The sequence below is a fragment of the Oceanospirillum linum genome (assembly GCF_001995095.2).
In the GTDB taxonomy this organism is placed as follows: domain Bacteria; phylum Pseudomonadota; class Gammaproteobacteria; order Pseudomonadales; family Halomonadaceae; genus Oceanospirillum; species Oceanospirillum linum.
In genome coordinates, this window is the sequence record NZ_MTSD02000002.1 from 503,006 (window position 1) to 522,374 (window position 19,369).

Below are 19,369 nucleotides of genomic sequence, written 5' to 3' on the forward strand. Positions count from 1 at the left end.
TATGCATTCTGAAACTCAGGTTCTTTCTGTCCAACAGCTACGTTCTGCTCAAATACCCCTGGTGCCGAGGGCTCTTGCTGAGGTTGCCCTCCGGAATAGGCGTCCCGGACCGGGGCAAAAAAAGCATCGCTTTCTAACGCAGTGCCTGATGGGGGCGTATCTGATGGAGACCGTGTCCGGGCCTGCCCCTGGTAACGGTCACTATAAAGCTGATCACCTGAAGGTGCTGAAAACTGCTCAGGCAACCCTGCACTGGAGTCCTTCGCTTCCTGCTTTAGCCAGGTATATACCCGCTGAGCACCGGATTCGGCGTAAAAACCTACGGCATCCATTATCAGCAACCATGACCAGCCTGTAAGCAGAGAGAAGCCAACCATCCAGAGTGCCAGCATCAGAAGCGTCGCCCCCATCAGCCCGAGGCTCGCCAGAAACAAACTGGTAAATGCTTCACCGATAATGCCGCCCGGCCCGCTGGGCAGTGCACTCTCTGCATGGTAAAAATGCAGACTGGCAAGGGTCGCATTGGCACAAATCCAAACGACAAAGCCTAACAGCCGCAACCCCAAGGCTACGCCATCCAATTGTTGTCGGCCAAGATAAATACGGTGGGCGGCATAATAAACCATAGCTAGGGGAAACAGATACGCTGAATAACCTGTCAAGCTCAATAACAGGTCTGATGTGTAGGCCCCAAAACGTCCCATCAGATTACCTGTAACCCCTGCACTCTGGCTCCGTGACCAGCCGCCATCATCCGCATTAAAGCTGATCAACGCCAAAAGCAGGAAACTGCAGAGCGCCAGAATCAGAATAACAACCCCTTCGCGGGCGCCTCTGCGAATCCGGTCAGCAAGATCCTGTCCAAACTCAGGCTGTACATCGTTATCAAGCGACTGATTCGGTTCAGACTGTTGGTCTGTTGTCATGAAACTATTACCCTATTGGATTGTGCCCTTATAATACCTGAGCAAAGAGATAAGCAAAACGAAGGCGGTCGATTTCCTGAGCAACTTTCTGATACCTCCTTTCTGAACAAAAGACATGTAAAATACGAGATCACTTTCAGAATCGATAAATGAGCTGTTTTTTTTATGATAGAGCTGCCCTGGCTGAATCCTGAACAACCACCATATTTCCCACCGGTAACCGAAGCTTTAGCAGACCCACAGGGGCTTCTTGCCTTCGGCGGCCAACTGAACGCTCAGTGGCTATTAACATCCTACCAGCAGGGTATTTTCCCCTGGTTTAATCCGGGGGAACCCATTCTGTGGTGGTCACCTGACCCTCGAATGGTGATTTTTCCGGAACATTTTAAAATACGCCGCAGCCTGAAAAAAACACTGCGCAAACAGCCATTTGAGATCACCTTCGACAGGGCATTCGCAGAGGTGCTGGACGGCTGTGCAGCAGCACGCAACTACACAGATGAAACCTGGATCACAGATGAGATGCGCAGTGCTTACCAGGAACTCCACCAGATGGGTCATGCTCATTCAGTCGAGGCCTGGCAGGAGGGTAAATTAGTTGGCGGACTCTATGGCGTTGCTATCGGTCGGATTTTTTGCGGCGAATCGATGTTCGCCCGCACCACTGATGCATCCAAAGTCGCCTTTGTTCATCTGGTACAGCAACTCAAGGCCTGGCAGTTTGAGCTGATTGATTGCCAGGTTTATTCTGATCACCTGGCAAGCTTCGGCGCCGAAGAGATCGATAGAACGTGCTTTCTTGACTATCTTAAACAATACGCAACCGCCGCTATGCCGGTGGGACACTGGTCACTGGAACAACGCATTAAGGAAACTGTGCTTTGAGTAGCGACGCACCTTTTATTGAACCTCAGCTGCGCTTTTACATGACAGTCCCCCACGACTGTAGCTATCTGGCGAATCATACAGCAACAACCCTGCTTCTCGACCCGGAGCAGCCTGTTAACCAGCAGGTGTACGACTTATTGACCCTGGTTGGCTTTCGGCGCAGCGGCAAACACCTATATCGCCCTAACTGCAAAGGCTGCAATGCCTGCATCTCAGTCCGCGTACCAACGGAAGAGTTTCTGCTGAAGCGCAAACATCGCAAGACGCTGAACCGGAACAAAGACCTGACCGCCACCATCATGCCTGCAGCTTATGTTCAGGAGCACTACGATCTGTATGAGCACTACATAAATGAACGTCATGCTGATGGGGGTATGTTCCCTCCCTCGGAGGAGCAATATAAATCCTTTCTGACGTTGGATAAGCATTTCTCCCATTTAGTGGAGTTTCGGGACAGAGACAATAAGCTTGTGGCAGTATCTGCCATGGATACCCTGAGCCACGGCATATCCGCTATCTATACGTTTTTCGACCCAGAACAGCCCCAACGCTCCCTTGGCGTCTACGTGGTTCTCTGGCTGATCCTGCATGCCCGATACCACCACCTGCCCTATGTTTATCTGGGTTACTGGATCGAAAACTGTCAGAAAATGAATTATAAAACGGACTACCAACCACTGGAGCAACTCCGGGACAATCACTGGCACCCTCTGGAACTATCACCACCCTCAGCAAAGACGGCAGCTAAGCAATCCGACACAGACAAACCCGCATAAAACGCTTATATTTTGCGCCAAAGACTCAAGGATTGACCCGCCCCAATGCACCAAACAGAAAGATTTCAGGCTTTTTTTCGGGAATTTTTGATTAGCAGAGGAAAATAAGGCAAAATACGCGCGCTTATTTTGTGTGTGGCGTCATCTGATTTTACACCAAGCCCATAAACACAGAACCTGAGTCCTGAAGCGTGTATGCTCTCACCTCTCAGGCAGCGTGTAGCACCAAATGATTCGTACCTGTACTCCGCCTGAGAGACCAATCTGGTCAACTGGAGTGCAGTTTATAGACCGCAGAAGAACCCGAGGTAATTCCTGCATGGCAAAAGAAGATTCTATTGAAATGGAAGGCACCGTGGTCGACACGCTGCCCAACACAATGTTCCGCGTTGAGCTGGAAAACGGCCATATCGTTACTGCTCATATCTCTGGAAAGATGCGTAAAAACTACATCCGCATTCTGACTGGCGACAAAGTAAAAGTGGAACTGACGCCATACGACCTGTCCAAAGGCCGTATCGTATACCGCGCCCGTTAATCACGGAGCCTCCCGTCAGGAGGTAGCGATATAGTTTCTGAAAAGCCCGATACCTATTCTGAATAACCAGAATAGGTATCGGGCTTTTTTGTTTGGCTACTATCAAACGGATAACCCTGCGAACCCGGCAGAAATAAAAAACCCTGCCGAAGCAGGGTCTTATTATGGCAGCACAAAGTTACCTAAAACTCAGGCAACCTCGCCAGCTTTTTCAGCCTCAAGTACTATTTCGCCATTATCATCCAACGAAACATGCACCTCACCGCCACCTGTCTCAGCAAGATCGCCAAAAAGGATTATCTCCGCCAGTGGCTTCTTGATTTTCTCCTGAATCAGGCGAGCCATCGGTCTGGCCCCCATCTCAGGATCATAACCATTCTCCGCTAACCAGTTCTTAGCATCATCATCCAGTACCAACTGTACCTTTTTCTCATCCAGCTGCGCCTGCAACTCCACCAGGAACTTATCAACCACATTACGGATCATCTCAAAGTTCAGTGCAGAGAACTGAATAATGCCATCCAGACGATTACGGAACTCCGGCGTAAAGGTCTTGCGGATCACCTCCATACCATCCGTACTGTGATCCTGATGAGAAAAGCCTATGGAACGACGACTGATCGCCTCAGCACCAGCATTTGTGGTCATAATCAGTACCACGTTACGAAAATCTGCTTTGCGACCATTATTGTCCGTCAGCGTACCGTGATCCATCACCTGCAACAGCAGGTTGAAAACTTCCGGATGCGCTTTCTCAATTTCATCAAGCAACAAGACACAATGCGGGTTCTTGGTAACAGCTTCCGTTAACAGGCCACCCTGGTCGTAACCGACATAACCCGGAGGTGCGCCGATCAATCGTGAAACAGTATGACGCTCCATATACTCAGACATATCAAAGCGAATCAGCTCAATACCCATAATATGAGCAAGCTGCTTGCTGACTTCTGTTTTACCAACACCGGTCGGCCCGGCAAACAGGAAGGAACCGATCGGCTTCTCAGGTGCTTTCAGACCCGCCCGGGACAGTTTTATCGCATTAGACATCGACGTGATCGCATCATCCTGACCAAACACCAGCATCTGCAGGTTTTTCTCAAGATCCTTGAGCACTTTCTTATCGGATGTTGTTACGCTTTTCGGTGGTATACGGGCGATCTTGGCTACAACAGCCTCGACCTGCTCGACACCTATCGTATCAACGCGATCCTCTTCTTTTAGCAAGCGCTGATAGGCACCTGCCTCGTCCACCACATCAATCGCTTTATCCGGCATATGACGGTCATTAATATAGCGATCCGCTAAGGTCGCTGCAGCTTCCAGAGCCTCATTGGTATATTTCAGCTCATGGTGCTTCTCAAAGCGGCTGCGCAAACCTTTGAGAATCTCAATGGTGTCATCTACGCTCGGCTCCATCACATCTACCTTCTGGAAGCGACGAGCCAGGGCACGGTCTTTCTCAAAAATGCCGCGGAACTCCTGGAAAGTGGTCGAACCGATACAACGGATCTCGCCGGAACTGAGCAAAGGTTTCAAAAGATTGGAAGCATCCATCACACCACCGGATGCCGCGCCAGCACCGATAATCGTATGAATTTCATCAATAAACAGAATAGCATGGGGTTGCTTTTTCAACTCCCCAAGCAGAGCTTTCAGGCGCTTTTCGAAGTCACCCCGATACTTGGTACCCGCCAGAAGCGCACCCATATCCAGTGAATAGACGATGCTATCGCCAATAACGTCCGGCACCTCACCATCAATGATGCGCTTAGCCAAACCTTCAGCAATAGCCGTTTTACCAACACCTGCCTCGCCTACCAACAGAGGGTTATTCTTGCGACGACGGGCCAGAATCTGAATCACCCGCTCCACTTCATGATCACGGCCTACCAGAGGATCGATACGACCAAGACGTGCCTGTTCGTTCAGGTTCGTGGAGTAACCAGTCAGTGGATTATTGGCAGCCCCCTCCTGAGTACCATCTTCCGTTTCTTCATGCTGCTCATGCTCTACCGGCGCCTCATGGCCGGCAACCTTGGAGATACCATGGGAGATATAGTTAACAGCATCTACCCGGGCAACATTCTGCTGGCGCAGGAAGTAAACAGCCTGACTTTCCTGCTCACTAAAAATCGCCACCAGCACATTAGCACCGGTTACCTCACTTTTACCGGAAGACTGAACATGGAAAACAGCGCGCTGAAGCACTCGCTGAAAACCCAGTGTCGGCTGAGTCTCACGCTCCAGCTGATCATCCGGAATCAAAGGCGTTGTCGAGTTAATAAAATCCTGCAACTCGATACGTAGTTTATTCATATTGGCTCCGCAGGCGTGGAGTACACGTGCGGCAGATTCATTGTCCAATAGCGCCAGTAACAGGTGTTCAACTGTCATAAACTCATGGCGCCTGCTACGGGCTACGGTGAATGCAGCATTTAACGTTGATTCGAGGTCTTTGCTTAACATGGGACTACCCTCTCTTGCCGCTTTTTTATATCGGCCCTTTTTGTTCCGGGATCGATTCCGGTATCAGCCCTTACAGCTTCAATCAGCCTGCTCAATATCACACATCAGTGGGTGTTCATGTTCTCTTGAGCACTGATTTACCTGGGCACACTTGGTTTCAGCAATATCCCTGGTAAATATTCCGCACACACCCTTGCCTTGGGTGTGTACTGCCAGCATGACTTGCGTGGCCTTCTCCTCATCCATGTTAAAAAACACGGAGAGCACTTCAACAACAAACTCCATCGGTGTGTAGTCATCATTCAACATCACAACTTTATACATTGGGGGACGCTGAAGCTCTGGTTTTGACGGAGCGACGGCCACTCCGCTGTCACCGTCGTCCTGATAAGGATCTGAAGAGTCATCCTGATTAACGATGGTGAAATAAGGGTTTGCCATGGCGGTACCGCTAATCCTCTATTTTTGAGTTTTGTTTAAAACATGCTTTAGCTAAAAAATAAGCACAGATTAGGTCAAACTCAAGTTTATAAATCGATCAAAGAGACAAATGTCACAGCTTTCAGGGCCATTAACATTATGTCTCAGAGTCCATTGAGGTTTAAGGAGTTCAGTTTTAGGGCAAACATTTATCAGCCCGAACTGAAAATACTTAAATCACTCACCTGATACAGATATGGGGTTAATAACCTACTTATAAACTAAGAATAATTAAAAAATTCGGAAACACAATGCACAAAAGCGAGTTAACGCCTTATTTTATCAAGGCTTTACCTATTACGATGAACATAAAACCCCCTATACGACCTGTTACCACAGGGTATCTCTGGTATATCATGCCGGACTTTTAATCAGCCCGCCCCAAAACCATCTGATACAACACTCGTATTGGTCTTTTACTCTGCCAAACACCAAAAGGATCACTCCGCCATGAGCCGACTTATTCTGTTTAACAAGCCCTTTCAGGTACTGTCGCAATTCACAGACTCTGAAGGGCGTAATACCTTGGCAGATTTCATTACCGAGCCCGGTATATATCCGGCAGGCAGACTGGACTACGACTCCGAGGGTCTGTTGCTTCTGACCAACGACGGCAAGCTACAGCACCGAATTGCATCACCGGATATGAAATTACCTAAAACCTACATCATTCAGGTGGAAGGCGATATTACCGAAGAAGCACTGCAACAACTTCGCAGAGGAGTAAGCTTAAAAGACGGCCAGACCCGCCCCGCCAAGGCCCGAAAAATTGACAATCCCGAATTCCCACCCCGAAACCCACCGGTACGGGAGCGGAAGAATATACCAACCTCCTGGGTAGAGCTGATCATCAGTGAAGGCCGCAACCGACAGGTACGCCGTATGAGTGCTGCGGTAGGCTTTCCAACATTAAGGCTGATTCGCACCTGCATCGGCAGCTGGAAGTTGGACAATCTGAAAATCGGCGAGCACAAAGAGATCGACGTTAACCTGCCTGTCGTGACAAAACCAACGTCAGGTGCATCAAAAAATGGCTCCCGAGCAAGAAATACACGCAGCAACAGTGGAAAAAACAGCAATCGCCCCCACTCTAAATCCCATAACAGTGCAGGCAATAAACGTCATACCGGCAAACCTAAGCGCTGAACCCGTTTCATTAACTGCTGATTACCGCAGAGAGAACTTTAAGGATTACCATGCTGTCACGTGATGATGTCTGGAAACCCAACTGTACCGTTGCCACTGTGGTGGTGAAGAAGGACATTGAGAGCGGCGAAGACCGCTATCTGCTGGTGGAAGAGTGGAGCCAGGGTCGCCGGGTACTGAATCAACCGGCAGGCCATGTCGAAAAAGATGAAAGCCTGATCAACGCCGCCATCCGGGAAACATTGGAAGAGACCCGCTGGGAGGTCAGAATCACTGGTTATATGGGGCTTTACATCAATAAAGCATCCGAACGCCTGACCTATCACCGGCACTGCTTTATCGCTGAACCAACCAAGCATCACCCTGAAGCGCTACTGGATAAGGGCATTGAACAAGCCCACTGGCTTAGCTGGGAAGAACTCCTGCAACAGCAGGAAAAAATGCGTAGCCAAGCCGTGATGATCTGCTTTAAAGACTACCGCAAAGGTAAGCGCTACCCCCTTGAGCTGATTACCGATCTTGATCACCCAGGCTAAACCTAAGCCCAGGCGCTTAATGCACCGGTAAAGAAAGATAACCCAAAGCCCATCACTTTAACTGCATGGGCTGACAACATCCGTTATAATCCCAGCGGACCTGCTTCAGGGGATTTGGCTTAATTTCACGATACACCAGATCACCTAAATACTGTAAACCGATTAGCGAAACATCATGCCAAACAGTCAAAACGCTTCAGAAACTCAGCCAACACCTAACAGCACAACCGACAACAGTCAGACCAAAGTTATTGTCGGCATGTCAGGGGGTGTTGATTCATCCGTATCAGCTGTGCTTCTGATGCAACAGGGGTATCAGGTCGAAGGCCTGTTTATGAAAAACTGGGATGAAGACGACGGCACCGAATACTGCACCGCGAAAGAGGATCTGGCAGATGCCCAGGCCGTGTGCGACCGCATCGGTATCAAACTGCATAAAGCCAATTTTGCCGCAGAATACTGGGACAACGTATTTGAGCATTTTCTGGCAGAATATAAAGCCGGACGCACACCAAACCCGGACATTCTGTGTAACAAAGAGATCAAATTCAAAGCCTTTCTGGAGTATGCAGAAGCTCTCGGCGCTGACCTGATCGCCACTGGACACTACGTACGCCGCGGAATTCAGGGTGGTAAAGCAACCTTGCTCAAAGGTCTGGATAACAACAAAGACCAGAGCTACTTCCTGCATGCTGTTGGCCACAACGAGATCGGTAAAACCCTGTTCCCGGTAGGAGAGATCGAAAAACCGGAAGTCCGTCGCATTGCGGAAGAACACGATCTGATCACCGCCCGCAAGAAAGACAGCACCGGTATCTGTTTTATCGGAGAACGGCGCTTTAAAGACTTTCTTCAGCAATATCTGCCGGCACAACCCGGAACCATCACTACTCCGGATGGTGATGTGATCGGCAAACACAGCGGCCTGATGTACTACACCATCGGACAGCGTCAGGGACTGGGCATTGGCGGTCTGAAAGAGTATTCAGAAGATCCTTGGTTTGTGGCCGAGAAAGATCTGGATAACAATATTCTGATCGCGGTTCAGGGCACAGACCATCCTTTGCTGTTCAGCCGCGGCCTTAAAACAGAAAACGTTGACTGGGTTGCACACCAGCCACCGGTTGATGGCGAATTTAAATGTCGGGCCAAAACCCGCTACCGCCAGGACGATCAGGCCTGCACCGTAAAACCTTTAGGCAACAATGAGTTCGAAGTGATCTTCGATGAGCCGCAACGCGCGGTTACACCGGGTCAATCCGTGGTCTTCTATCTTGATGACATCTGCCTGGGTGGTGCCGTCATTGAGAAAACCTGGCGCGATAACGACTGAACTAACCCCCCGACGTAACACCCGAACCATCTGACGACAGGAATACAGGGACAATTATGAGTTCAAACCGACAAGATCAGGAACAGGCTTTGGCTCTTGCAGGTGTATTTCAGGCCGCAGCCCTAGTGCACCAACTGGCCAATAAAGGCATGGTGGCACAGGATAGCTTTGAAACCAGCATCAGCAGCATTCTGGAAACAGACCCGGTAAACACCCTGGCAGTCTACGGTGGGTCACCTCAGGGCCTGGCGTTAGGGGTTAAAACGCTGCGTGGCTTTATTAACAAAGACGCAGATACCTCAGCCCATGTCTTACGTTATGCAATGTCCATTCTCTATCTGGAAAAACGCCTGCGCAAAGATGATCAAATGCTTCAGGCCATCGGGCAGCGTCTTGAACAGGTAAAAATGCAGAGCCATCACTTCTCGAACACCCACGAAAATGTGATCGCCAATATTGCCAGTCTCTACCAGGACACCATCAGCACCTTTTCTTTCCGGATTCAGGTGCAGGGCGAACCCAATATTCTGCGCCAGGCCAACAACGCCGAAAAAGTACGAGCCCTGCTCTTTGCCGGTATTCGCTCGGCCATTCTTTGGCATCAGTTAGGTGGTCGTCGTTGGAGGCTGCTTTTGGGGCGCAAGAAGATACTTCGTGCCCTGGATGACCTGTCCCAGCCATAAAACCAAGACGGCCATCATTGACTTTTTTTAGTTTGAAGCTATGATTACCGCAACAACACCCCTCCCGCTACCCGTAAGATCAGCGCCCTGTGAGGGGTTACTCGTTTCTGGGGCTGGTAAAGACTCTCTACAGCATTGGAAGCCAAATGAGCCGCAAATCACCTCCCAAAATCGCTTTTACCAAACCCTCTGCAAGCTTTGCTGAGCAAATACGTCTACTCCAACAACGAGGCTTAGTGATTCGTGATATCACAAATGCCGAGTTCTATCTAAGACAGCTAAACTACTATCGCTTTGCCGCCTATTGTTTGCCCTACGAGCAAGATCATGTGAGTCATACCTTTATTGCTGGCACGCAGTTTGAGCAAATCCTAAATCTATATGTGTTCGACCGAGAATTACGCTTATTGGTGCTAGATGCCATAGAACGCTTTGAAGTGTCATTACGCACGCAAATTGCTTATCAGTTGAGCCAAAAATACCAAACGGCACATCCTCATTTAAAACCAGAATTATTTGGTGATTTATTAGAGTACGCCAACAGCCTTGGCAAGCTTACAGGCGAAGTGAAGCGCAGTCGCGAGGAGTTTATTAAACATCTCACGCAAAAATACCAGGAGCCACTACCGCCTATTTGGGCTTGTGTTGAGCTGTTAACCATGGGCCAGCTTTCCCGCTGGTATAGCAATATCAAGCTGCGTGCCGACCGCCAAATCATAAGCAAAAACTACGGCCTAGATGAAAAAACCCTTTCCTCATTTTGTGAGCATTTGTCGCTAGTGCGCAATTTAAGTGCGCATCATGCCAGACTGTGGAACCGTGACTTTACCAAAACAACCGTACTGCCACGCCATGGCGACCCGGCACTGATTCGAAGCTTACAACACTTGCCCGATAGCGACCGGCGGTTACGAAAAATTTATAACACCTTGGTGATGCTGGGTTATATCATGGATCTGATCAGCGGTGAGCACCATTGGAAGCAACGACTCATCCAACTGATCGATAGCCATAAAATCGACATCGACCGCATGGGCTTTCCGGCTGACTGGAAAATGCGGCTGATTTGGCAACAAAAGCAACCTACTTAGCATCATCACAACCATACTCATCGACCTGATAGAAGATCTGCTACGGCAGCGCTTTTACACAGGTTTTATTCTAAATTATTGTACTGCCCCCTTATAGTCGTGGTCATGTGTAATCCCAGCCTAAATTCAGGTATGATGCGCCCTTTCATATAATCAGCTTATAGAGAGCAGTAACAAAATGCAGCTTTCCAGCCTTACCGCAATATCCCCCGTTGATGGCCGTTATGGCTCTAAGACCGCTGACCTGCGCCCTTGGGTGAGTGAATTTGGTCTGATCCGTGCCCGCGTAGAAGTTGAAATCCGCTGGTTACAGCGCCTGGCCGATCACGATCAAATTACTGAAGTTCCTGCCCTGAGCGCAGAAGCCAATCAGGTTCTTGATCAACTGGTCGCCAACTTCAGCGAAGATGATGCCCAGCGCATCAAAGAGATCGAACGTACCACCAATCACGATGTAAAAGCGGTTGAGTACTTCATCAAAGAGCGTATCGAAGGCAACAGCGAACTGCAGGCTGTTACTGAGTTTGTTCACTTCGCCTGCACCTCTGAAGATATCAATAACCTGTCTCACGCCCTGATGCTGAAAGGCGCACTGGACAGTGTCGTTCTGCCAACCATGAAAGAAGTGGTAGAGGCGATTCGTCAGCTGGCAATTAACAACGCCGAGCAGCCTATGCTGTCCCGCACCCATGGTCAGACCGCATCTCCTACGACACTGGGAAAAGAGATGGCCAATGTTGCGGCTCGCCTGCAGCGCCAGGTGAAGCAGGTTGAAGCGGTTGAGCTGCTGGGTAAAATCAATGGTGCCGTTGGTAACTACAACGCACACCTGTCCGCCTACCCAAGCATCGACTGGGCTGAGAACGCAAAAGTTTTCGTTGAAAGCCTGGGCCTGACCTTTAACCCGTACACAACTCAGATTGAGCCACACGATTATATCGCTGAGCTGTTTGATGCTATTGCCCGCTTCAACACCATCCTGATCGACTTTGACCGTGACGTTTGGGGTTATATCTCCCTGGGTTATTTCAAGCAGCGCACCATCGCCGGTGAAGTGGGTTCATCCACTATGCCGCACAAGGTTAACCCAATCGACTTCGAAAACTCCGAAGGTAACCTGGGTATCGCCAACGCTATCATGCAGCACCTGGCCGCGAAATTGCCGATCTCCCGCTGGCAGCGTGACCTGACCGACTCCACTGTTCTGCGTAATCTGGGCGTGGGCTTTGGGCAGTCTCTGATTGCATATCAGGCGTCCCTGAAAGGCATCAGCAAGCTGCAAACCAACGCAGAACGCCTGAATGCAGATCTGGAAAACAGCTGGGAAGTGTTAGCTGAACCGATCCAGACCGTTATGCGTCGCTACAACATCGAAAAGCCATACGAGAAGCTGAAAGAGCTGACCCGAGGTAAAGCGATCACAAAAGAAACTCTGCAGGAATTTGTTCAGACACTGGACATGCCTCAGGAAGCGAAAGATGAGCTGATGCAGCTAACGCCGCATAACTACATCGGCAACGCTATCGATCAGGCTAAAGCGATCTGAGCCATGACAACTGTTCCTAGCCCTCATCTGTGCTAAGAACATTCATGCTCAACGTTTTACCTACCCAAGAAGGCTCTGATATTTGTCAGGGCCTTTTTCTTTGGCTTATGTTTTCTATCTGAAAAATAAACGATCTGCATAAGACCAACAGATTTCTGAAAAAGACTGGAAAAAACTATGTTACAACTCCCTGAAAGCCTGCTGGGTCATATCAGCTACGAAGAGTTTCTGCGGGATTACTGGCAGAAGAAACCCCTGTTTATCAAAAATGCGATTCCCGACTTTGAATCCCCCATTGATGAACATGAGCTGGCGGGCCTGGCCCTTGAAGAGCAGGTCGAGTCACGACTTGTTATGGAAACCGGCCCTAAGGGTGAAAAATGGCATCTTGAAAATGGCCCTTTTAAAGCGGAGCGCTTCAATGAGCTACCAGAGAGCCATTGGACACTGCTCGTTCAGGCTGTCGATCACTACGTTCCTGAAGTCGCAGCCCTGATAGAAGCCTTCGATTTCATCCCCAGCTGGCGGGTCGATGACATCATGATCAGCTACGCCCCCAAAGAAGGTAGTGTTGGTCCTCACCTGGATTACTACGATGTCTTCCTACTGCAAACCCAGGGCTCACGTCGTTGGCAGATCGGCGGTTTCGCTGATGATAAAACGCCGTTTATTCCGGATGTACAGCTGCGTATTCTGCAGGAATTCGATGCCACAGAGACCTTCATCTGCGAACCCGGCGACCTCCTCTACCTGCCGCCACAACTTGCCCACTACGGAGTTTCGCAATCTGATGACTGCATGACCTGGTCTGTAGGCTTCCGGGCTCCCTCTGCCGATGAGATTGTAACCTCTCTTGCCGACTTTATTGGAGAATCCCTCTGCGAAGATGACCGCTACCAGGACCCTGATCTGGAACTACAAAGCCATACCAGCGAAATCGGTGCTGATGCGATCAACCGCGTACAGGCGATCATTCAGGAGAAACTGGCAGATAAAGCGACCATCAAAGCCTGGTTTGGCCGCTATATGACCCAGCCCAAGTATCTCGACCAGCTAATTCCGGCTGAAACAGCCCTGACACAGGCAAAAATGGAGCAGGAAATCACACAAGGGATGGCAATCTGCCTGAGTGAAGGTAGCCGAATGGCCTTTTCAGAAGCCGAAAATGGTCTTTTACTCTTTGCCGATGGCGATGGCTTTGAAGTTTCTGCAGCAGATCGTGAGGTAGTACTCTTTCTTACGGAGCAGAAACATCTGACCGATCATGAATTATCCTCATCTTCTGAAGATTTTAAAGCAATAGTATTGGATCTGGTAAATCGCGGCACTCTCTATCTTAGTGACTAAACCATTGTAGACAGTCACGGTTTATCACCATGGCTGTCTGCATCCTGAGCCCTCTTTTAATGTCACTGCTCTTTATAACCTCTCGCTACACCTCATCATTAGCCCCGCTCAGCGAAGGGCCTCTTTTAAGCGCCTGAAAGCCAGCAACAGCTATCGCCGCCCACACAAGATTGTCGACAATCTACCAGAGATTGAGCGAAAAGCCTCCCTATGGTGCAGTCACTTCTGAAAGTAAAACTACAACACTATTGCGCTGCAACAAGGAAAATTCATTCAAACGGTAGTCAGACTACAGGAAACAATTTGTAGTGTAGTTACAACAAGTTATATAGCCCAAAGTAGCGTTTGCAAAGGGTTCACTGCTTAGGGCATAGTAAAAACACACAAAACGACAAACACTCGTTTTAAGCGCTGGATAAATTAATTCCGGCACTTAAGAACGAACTTGCCAAAGGTGATAGAGCAGCGAAACATTTCACTGTTTCTTAAAATCACAGGCACACAAAATGATCTGCTTTGACGGCACATCAAAGCGGAACGGAAGGATACCCTAAGCCTGCAGCACAACGTTGATACCCCAATAATACGGATCAACAGGCAGGTTCCGGGGAATAACCTAACAGGCACACTCTGTAGAGGAAAAAGCATGTCAACTTACACACAAGACATCGATGCAGTAGCAAAACTGAAAGAAACCAACGGTTCTCCTTGGGATGCCATCAACCCTGAATCTGCAGCACGTATGCGCGCTCAGAACAAATTCAAAACCGGTCTGGATATCGCTAAGTACACTGCTGGCATTATGCGTCGCGACATGGCTGAGTTTGACAAAGACAAAACCAAATACACTCAGTCTCTGGGTTGCTGGCACGGTTTTGTTGGTCAACAGAAACTGATCTCTATCAAAAAGCACTTTGGTTCCACTGAGCGTAAATACCTGTACCTGTCCGGCTGGATGGTTGCGGCTCTGCGCTCTGACTTTGGCCCTCTGCCTGACCAGTCTATGCACGAGAAGACTGTTGTAGCAGATCTGGTTGAAGAGCTGTACACCTTCCTGCGTCAGGCGGATGCCCGTGAACTGGGTGGCCTGTTCCGCGAGCTGGACAAAGCACGTGAAGCTGGTGACAGCAAACTGGAAGCTGAAATCCAGAGCAAGATCGACAATCACGAAACTCACGTTGTCCCAATTATTGCGGATATCGATGCAGGCTTCGGCAACGCAGAAGCAACCTACCTGCTGGCTAAAAAGATGATCGAAGCGGGTGCCTGTGCACTGCAGATCGAAAACCAGGTAGCAGATGAGAAGCAGTGTGGCCACCAGGACGGTAAAGTAACGGTACCTCACGCTGACTTCCACGCGAAAATCCGTGCACTGCGCTACGCCTTCCTCGAACTGGGTGTAGATGACGGTGTTATCGTTGCCCGTACTGACTCCGAAGGTGCTGGCCTGACCAAAGAGATCGCAGTTGTACGTGAGCCGGGTGATCAGGGCGATATTTACAACTCCTTCCTGGATGTTGAAGAAGTTGCTCCGGAAGACACCGCTGAAGGTGATGTACTGATCAGCCGTAACGGTAAGCTGGTTCGTCCTAAGCGCCTGGCTTCCGGTCTGTACCAGTTCCGTCAGGGCACAGGGCACGAGCGTTGCGTATTTGACTGTATTGAAGCGATTAATGCTGGCGCTGACCTCCTGTGGATTGAAACTGCAGTACCAACCGTACACGAAATCAAAGATATGATGGACGATGCACGTAAAGTACACCCGGATGCGAAGCTGGTTTACAACAACTCACCATCTTTCAACTGGACACTGAACTTCCGTCAACAGGCATACGACGCATGGGTTGAAGCGGGTAAAGATGTTTCTGCCTACGACCGTGCCGATCTGATGAACGCCAAGTACGATGACTCTGAGCTGTCTGCTGAAGCTGACGCCCGTGTTCGTACCTTCCAGGCAGATTGCTCACGTGAAGCAAACGTATTCCACCACCTGATCACACTGCCGACATACCACACCACTGCTCTGTCAGTAGACAACCTGGCTAAAGAGTACTTCGGTGACGCAGGTATGCTGGGCTACGTTGAAGGCGTACAGCGTAAAGAGATCCGTCAGGGTATCGCTTGTGTGAAACACCAGAACATGTCAGGGTCTGATATTGGTGACGATCACAAAGAATACTACGCAGGTGAAGCTGCACTGAAAGCTGGCGGTGCGAAAAACACCTCTAACCAGTTCAGCTAAGACCGGCTTTGAGTGAACAGCTCAAGCTAACCGGTTATAGGGAAGTAATCTGAACCTGGTTCAGAGATCTCCTAAGAAGGCGGCCCTTGCAAAAGGAGCCGCCTTTTTTATTACTCTGCTTTTTTTACGTTAGAATGGCATACGGCTTTAACTGCAAACTGAACAAGTGGTTTAACTATGACGACAGATACACCCGTTTTTCTAAAAGATGCACAAGATTTATTAACGGAACAGGGGTTTGCCACAAGCAATATCTGGTATCACGGCACCTCAACTGCACTGGTCGATTCCATTCAGGAACAAGGTCTCAAACGTTCCGGTGACCAGGCCTTAAAAGAAGCCGCAAAGAAAACCATGGCCACCATTGGCGATGACCATTACAGCGAAACCACGGAACCGGTATTCCTGACCCAAAGCAAAGAGCTGGCCTTCTACTGGGCTCAGCAAACCGTCAGAAATCGCCATGTTCGCATCGAAGGCGACGAGCAGCCCGTCGTGCTTTCCGTCACCTTGCCTGATGACATTAACAGCGCAGTAAAACCCGATGTGGGTGCAGCCAGTCTGCTGATGGTAAAAGAAGGTGAAAACTACATGGCCTTTCTGGCAGCTATTTACCAGGCAAATAAACAGCCGGTACCGTCTATTGATCTGATGAAAGCAGATCGTATGGATTACCTCAATCTGTTGGGGATGGCCTATATCGACCAGGATCTGCCAGCAAACGTTATCGACCTTATTTGCGAATAAACCCAGAGTAAAACTGCTTTTTAGTCTTCAGCCCGCATACAACTTGCGGGCTGATTTATTTCTGCTATCCATCCCCGGCAAAGGTTCCATCAAGCGCTGTTTTGTAAAAAATTTTCCAGTCGATGCTAAAAACAGGCCCTTACTAGCCATAAGTTGTAATTCTCCACCATATAAAAAGGTGATGTTTTTTAGTACAATCCAGCGCCAACAGACAGAATAAAACTCCTTCAGATCTGGGATGGCCACAAGCCATCCAGTGTTAGGTCTTTGGCTACACGCCATAACAATAGGGATAAAAATGACAACTCCAAATTCAGAGCAAAAAATCGTCTATACCCTCACTGATGAAGCACCGATGCTGGCAACTGGCTCACTCCTGCCTATCGTGCGCTCCTTCACGGCTGCTGCGGGTATTAAAGTAGAAACCAGTAACATCTCCGTTGCATCCCGTATCCTGGCTGGCTTTGCTGACCGTCTCACTGACGAGCAGAAACAGGAAGCAACCGATACTCTGGTTGAACTGGGCGAGCTGACGAAAGATCCTTCATGCAACCTGATCAAACTGCCTAATATTTCAGCCTCTATTCCTCAGCTGAAAGCCGCTATTACCGAGCTGCAGTCCCAGGGTTACGACCTGCCGGATTATCCGGATGAAGCGACCACAGACGAAGAAAAAGATATCCAGTCCCGTTACGCAAAAGTTTTGGGTAGTGCTGTAAACCCTGTTCTTCGCCAGGGTAACTCTGACCGCCGTGCACCTCCGGCTGTTAAAGCGTTTGCCCGTAAATTCCCGCACTCCATGGGTAAATGGAGCAAAGCATCTCAGTCCCACGCTGACTATATGCGCGACGGTGATTTCTTCTCCAGCGAGCAATCCATCACCATGGATGCAGCTGATGACGTTCGTATCGAGTTCGTTGATAAAAGCGGCAATGTTGAAGTTAAAAAGACCCTTCCTCTGGAAGCCGGTGAAGTCTTCGACAGCATGTTTATGAGCGCCAAAGCCTTGGACACTTTCTTCGAACGCACTCTGCAGGAGTGTAAAGAAGATGGTGTTATGTGGTCTCTGCACGTTAAAGCGACCATGATGAAGGTATCCCACCCTATTGTATTCGGCCACGCGGTTCGTGTTTTCTATCGCGAAGTGTTCGACAAATACGGTGATCTGTTCGAACAGCTTGGCGTAAACCCGAACAACGGTATGGCCAGTGTTTACGACAAGATCAAAACACTGCCTCAGTCTCAGCAGGAAGAGATCGAAGAAGCGATTCACGCCTGCTACGAGCACCGCCCTGAAATGGCGATGGTTGACTCTGTCAAAGGTATCACCAACCTGCACATCCCAAGCGATGTTATCGTTGATGCATCCATGCCTGCGATGATCCGTAACTCCGGTAAAATGTGGGGCCGTGACGGCAAGACTAAAGACACTAAAGCGGTAATGCCTGAGTCTACTTACGCCCGTATCTACCAGGAGATGATCAACTTCTGTAAGACCAACGGTGCATTTGACCCAACGACGATGGGCACAGTGCCTAACGTAGGTCTGATGGCGATGAAAGCTGAAGAGTACGGCTCTCACGACAAGACCTTCGAGATGACTCAGGACGGGACTATGCGCGTCGTTAAATCCGACGGCACCGTACTGATGCAGCACGAAGTAGAAAATGGTGATATCTGGCGCGCCTGCCAGACTAAAGACCCTGCTGTTCGTGACTGGGTGAAACTGGCTGTGACCCGTTCACGTCAGTCTGACACACCTGCAATCTTCTGGCTGGACGATGAGCGTGCTCACGATCAGCAACTGCGCCTGAAAGTTGAAAAATACCTGCAGGATCATGATACCGACGGTCTTGACCTGAGCATCATGGATTATAACAGTGCGATCCGGATCTCTATGGAGCGCATGATTCGTGGTAAAGACACCATCTCTGTAACCGGCAACGTACTGCGCGACTACCTGACCGACCTGTTCCCAATTATGGAACTGGGTACATCAGCGAAGATGCTGTCTATCGTTCCTATGCTGAATGGTGGCGGCATGTACGAAACTGGCGCAGGCGGTTCTGCACCTAAACACGTACAGCAGGTTCAGGAAGAAAACCACCTACGTTGGGATTCACTGGGTGAATTCCTGGCACTGGCCGTTTCTCTGGAAGAGATGGGCATCAAAAATGACAACGCCGATGCCAAGCTGATGGCAAAAGCGCTGGATGCTGCAACCGGTAAATTGCTGGAGAACAATAAGTCTCCTTCCCGTAAGGTTGGTGAGCTGGACAACCGTGGTTCTCATTTCTATCTGGCGATGTACTGGGCTCAGTACCTGGCTGAACAGACTGAAAATGCTGATCTTGCGAAACGCTTTGTTCCTCTGGCGAAAGCTCTGACTGAAAATGAAGAGAAAATCATCAAGGAACTGGCTGACGCACAGGGCAAACCAGCTGATCTGGGCGGTTACTACCACCCGGACATGGCTAAAGTTGACTCTGTGATGCGTCCAAGCAAAACTCTGAACGATATCCTGGCTTCCCTGTAAGACGCCGATATCGGAATGAATCGAGCCTAGCGCTCAACAAAAACCCGGGCTTGCCCGGGTTTTTTTATACACCTTGATTCTGAAAGTG

Annotated in this window: 16 protein-coding genes and 1 pseudogene; 13 read left to right on the plus strand and 4 right to left on the minus strand. The window is 49.5% G+C overall.

Annotated elements, in window-relative coordinates:
• Nucleotides 1-329: 329 nt before the first annotated feature.
• Nucleotides 330-926, minus strand: a pseudogene (locus BTA35_RS18920) (DNA translocase FtsK 4TM domain-containing protein); the annotation flags it as partial.
• A gap of 165 nt (nt 927-1,091) precedes the next feature.
• Between BTA35_RS18920 and aat the strand changes: the two are divergent.
• From aat to infA, 3 genes are all read left to right on the plus strand, one after another.
• On the plus strand, nt 1,092-1,811 hold the full coding sequence (aat, locus tag BTA35_RS07400) for a leucyl/phenylalanyl-tRNA--protein transferase (RefSeq protein WP_103989712.1): 720 nt from the start codon (nt 1,092-1,094) through the stop codon (nt 1,809-1,811).
• Nucleotides 1,808-2,590, plus strand: a complete 783-nt coding sequence (locus BTA35_RS07405) for an arginyltransferase (protein ID WP_078319169.1) — start codon at nt 1,808-1,810, stop codon at nt 2,588-2,590. Before aat ends, BTA35_RS07405 begins: the two co-directional genes overlap by 4 nt.
• Before the next feature lie 319 nt (nt 2,591-2,909).
• Complete coding sequence (infA, locus tag BTA35_RS07410; protein WP_078319170.1) at nt 2,910-3,128, plus strand: translation initiation factor IF-1; 219 nt, start codon at nt 2,910-2,912, stop codon at nt 3,126-3,128.
• A gap of 189 nt (nt 3,129-3,317) precedes the next feature.
• On the opposite strand, the gene clpA is transcribed toward infA, so the two are convergent.
• Complete coding sequence (gene clpA, locus BTA35_RS07415; protein WP_078319171.1) at nt 3,318-5,594, minus strand: ATP-dependent Clp protease ATP-binding subunit ClpA; 2,277 nt, start codon at nt 5,592-5,594, stop codon at nt 3,318-3,320.
• A gap of 78 nt (nt 5,595-5,672) precedes the next feature.
• Nucleotides 5,673-6,035 (minus strand): ATP-dependent Clp protease adapter ClpS, encoded by a 363-nt coding sequence (gene clpS, locus BTA35_RS07420; protein ID WP_078319172.1) that lies wholly within the window; start codon nt 6,033-6,035, stop codon nt 5,673-5,675.
• Between the two features lie 489 nt (nt 6,036-6,524).
• Between clpS and BTA35_RS07425 the strand changes: the two genes are divergently transcribed.
• From BTA35_RS07425 to BTA35_RS07465, 9 genes are all read left to right on the plus strand, one after another.
• Nucleotides 6,525-7,220, plus strand: a complete 696-nt coding sequence (locus tag BTA35_RS07425; protein ID WP_078319173.1) for a pseudouridine synthase — start codon at nt 6,525-6,527, stop codon at nt 7,218-7,220.
• Between the two features lie 50 nt (nt 7,221-7,270).
• A complete protein-coding gene (locus tag BTA35_RS07430) occupies nt 7,271-7,756 on the plus strand; it encodes an NUDIX hydrolase (RefSeq protein ID WP_078319174.1) in 486 nt (161 codons plus the stop codon).
• Nucleotides 7,757-7,931: 175 nt separating this feature from the next.
• The gene (gene mnmA / locus BTA35_RS07435; protein ID WP_078319175.1) at nt 7,932-9,089 is read left to right on the plus strand and encodes a tRNA 2-thiouridine(34) synthase MnmA; all 1,158 of its coding nucleotides are present in this window, start codon (nt 7,932-7,934) and stop codon (nt 9,087-9,089) included.
• 56 nt (nt 9,090-9,145) lie between these two features.
• The gene (gene hflD / locus BTA35_RS07440; protein ID WP_078319176.1) at nt 9,146-9,772 is read left to right on the plus strand and encodes a high frequency lysogenization protein HflD; all 627 of its coding nucleotides are present in this window, start codon (nt 9,146-9,148) and stop codon (nt 9,770-9,772) included.
• 146 nt (nt 9,773-9,918) lie between these two features.
• Nucleotides 9,919-10,863, plus strand: coding sequence for an Abi family protein (locus BTA35_RS07445; RefSeq protein ID WP_202931207.1), 945 nt, complete (start codon nt 9,919-9,921; stop codon nt 10,861-10,863).
• Between the two features lie 178 nt (nt 10,864-11,041).
• Nucleotides 11,042-12,409 carry an adenylosuccinate lyase gene (gene purB / locus BTA35_RS07450; protein WP_078319177.1) on the plus strand — a complete coding sequence of 456 codons (1,368 nt, stop codon included), beginning with the start codon at nt 11,042-11,044 and terminating at the stop codon, nt 12,407-12,409.
• A gap of 177 nt (nt 12,410-12,586) precedes the next feature.
• A complete protein-coding gene (locus BTA35_RS07455; RefSeq protein WP_078319178.1) occupies nt 12,587-13,756 on the plus strand; it encodes a cupin domain-containing protein in 1,170 nt (389 codons plus the stop codon).
• A gap of 646 nt (nt 13,757-14,402) precedes the next feature.
• The gene (locus tag BTA35_RS07460) at nt 14,403-15,998 is read left to right on the plus strand and encodes an isocitrate lyase (protein WP_078319179.1); all 1,596 of its coding nucleotides are present in this window, start codon (nt 14,403-14,405) and stop codon (nt 15,996-15,998) included.
• Nucleotides 15,999-16,175: 177 nt separating this feature from the next.
• Entirely contained in the window at nt 16,176-16,745 is a 570-nt protein-coding gene (locus BTA35_RS07465) for a hypothetical protein (RefSeq protein ID WP_078319180.1), read from the plus strand.
• A gap of 27 nt (nt 16,746-16,772) precedes the next feature.
• Here BTA35_RS07465 and BTA35_RS07470 read toward each other — a convergent pair whose 3' ends face one another.
• On the minus strand, nt 16,773-16,991 hold the full coding sequence (locus tag BTA35_RS07470) for a hypothetical protein (protein ID WP_078319181.1): 219 nt from the start codon (nt 16,989-16,991) through the stop codon (nt 16,773-16,775).
• A 52-nt stretch (nt 16,992-17,043) separates the two neighbouring features.
• Here BTA35_RS07470 and BTA35_RS07475 point away from each other — a divergent pair, with 52 nt between their 5' ends.
• Entirely contained in the window at nt 17,044-19,281 is a 2,238-nt protein-coding gene (locus BTA35_RS07475; RefSeq protein WP_078319182.1) for an NADP-dependent isocitrate dehydrogenase, read from the plus strand.
• Nucleotides 19,282-19,369: the final 88 nt, after the last annotated feature.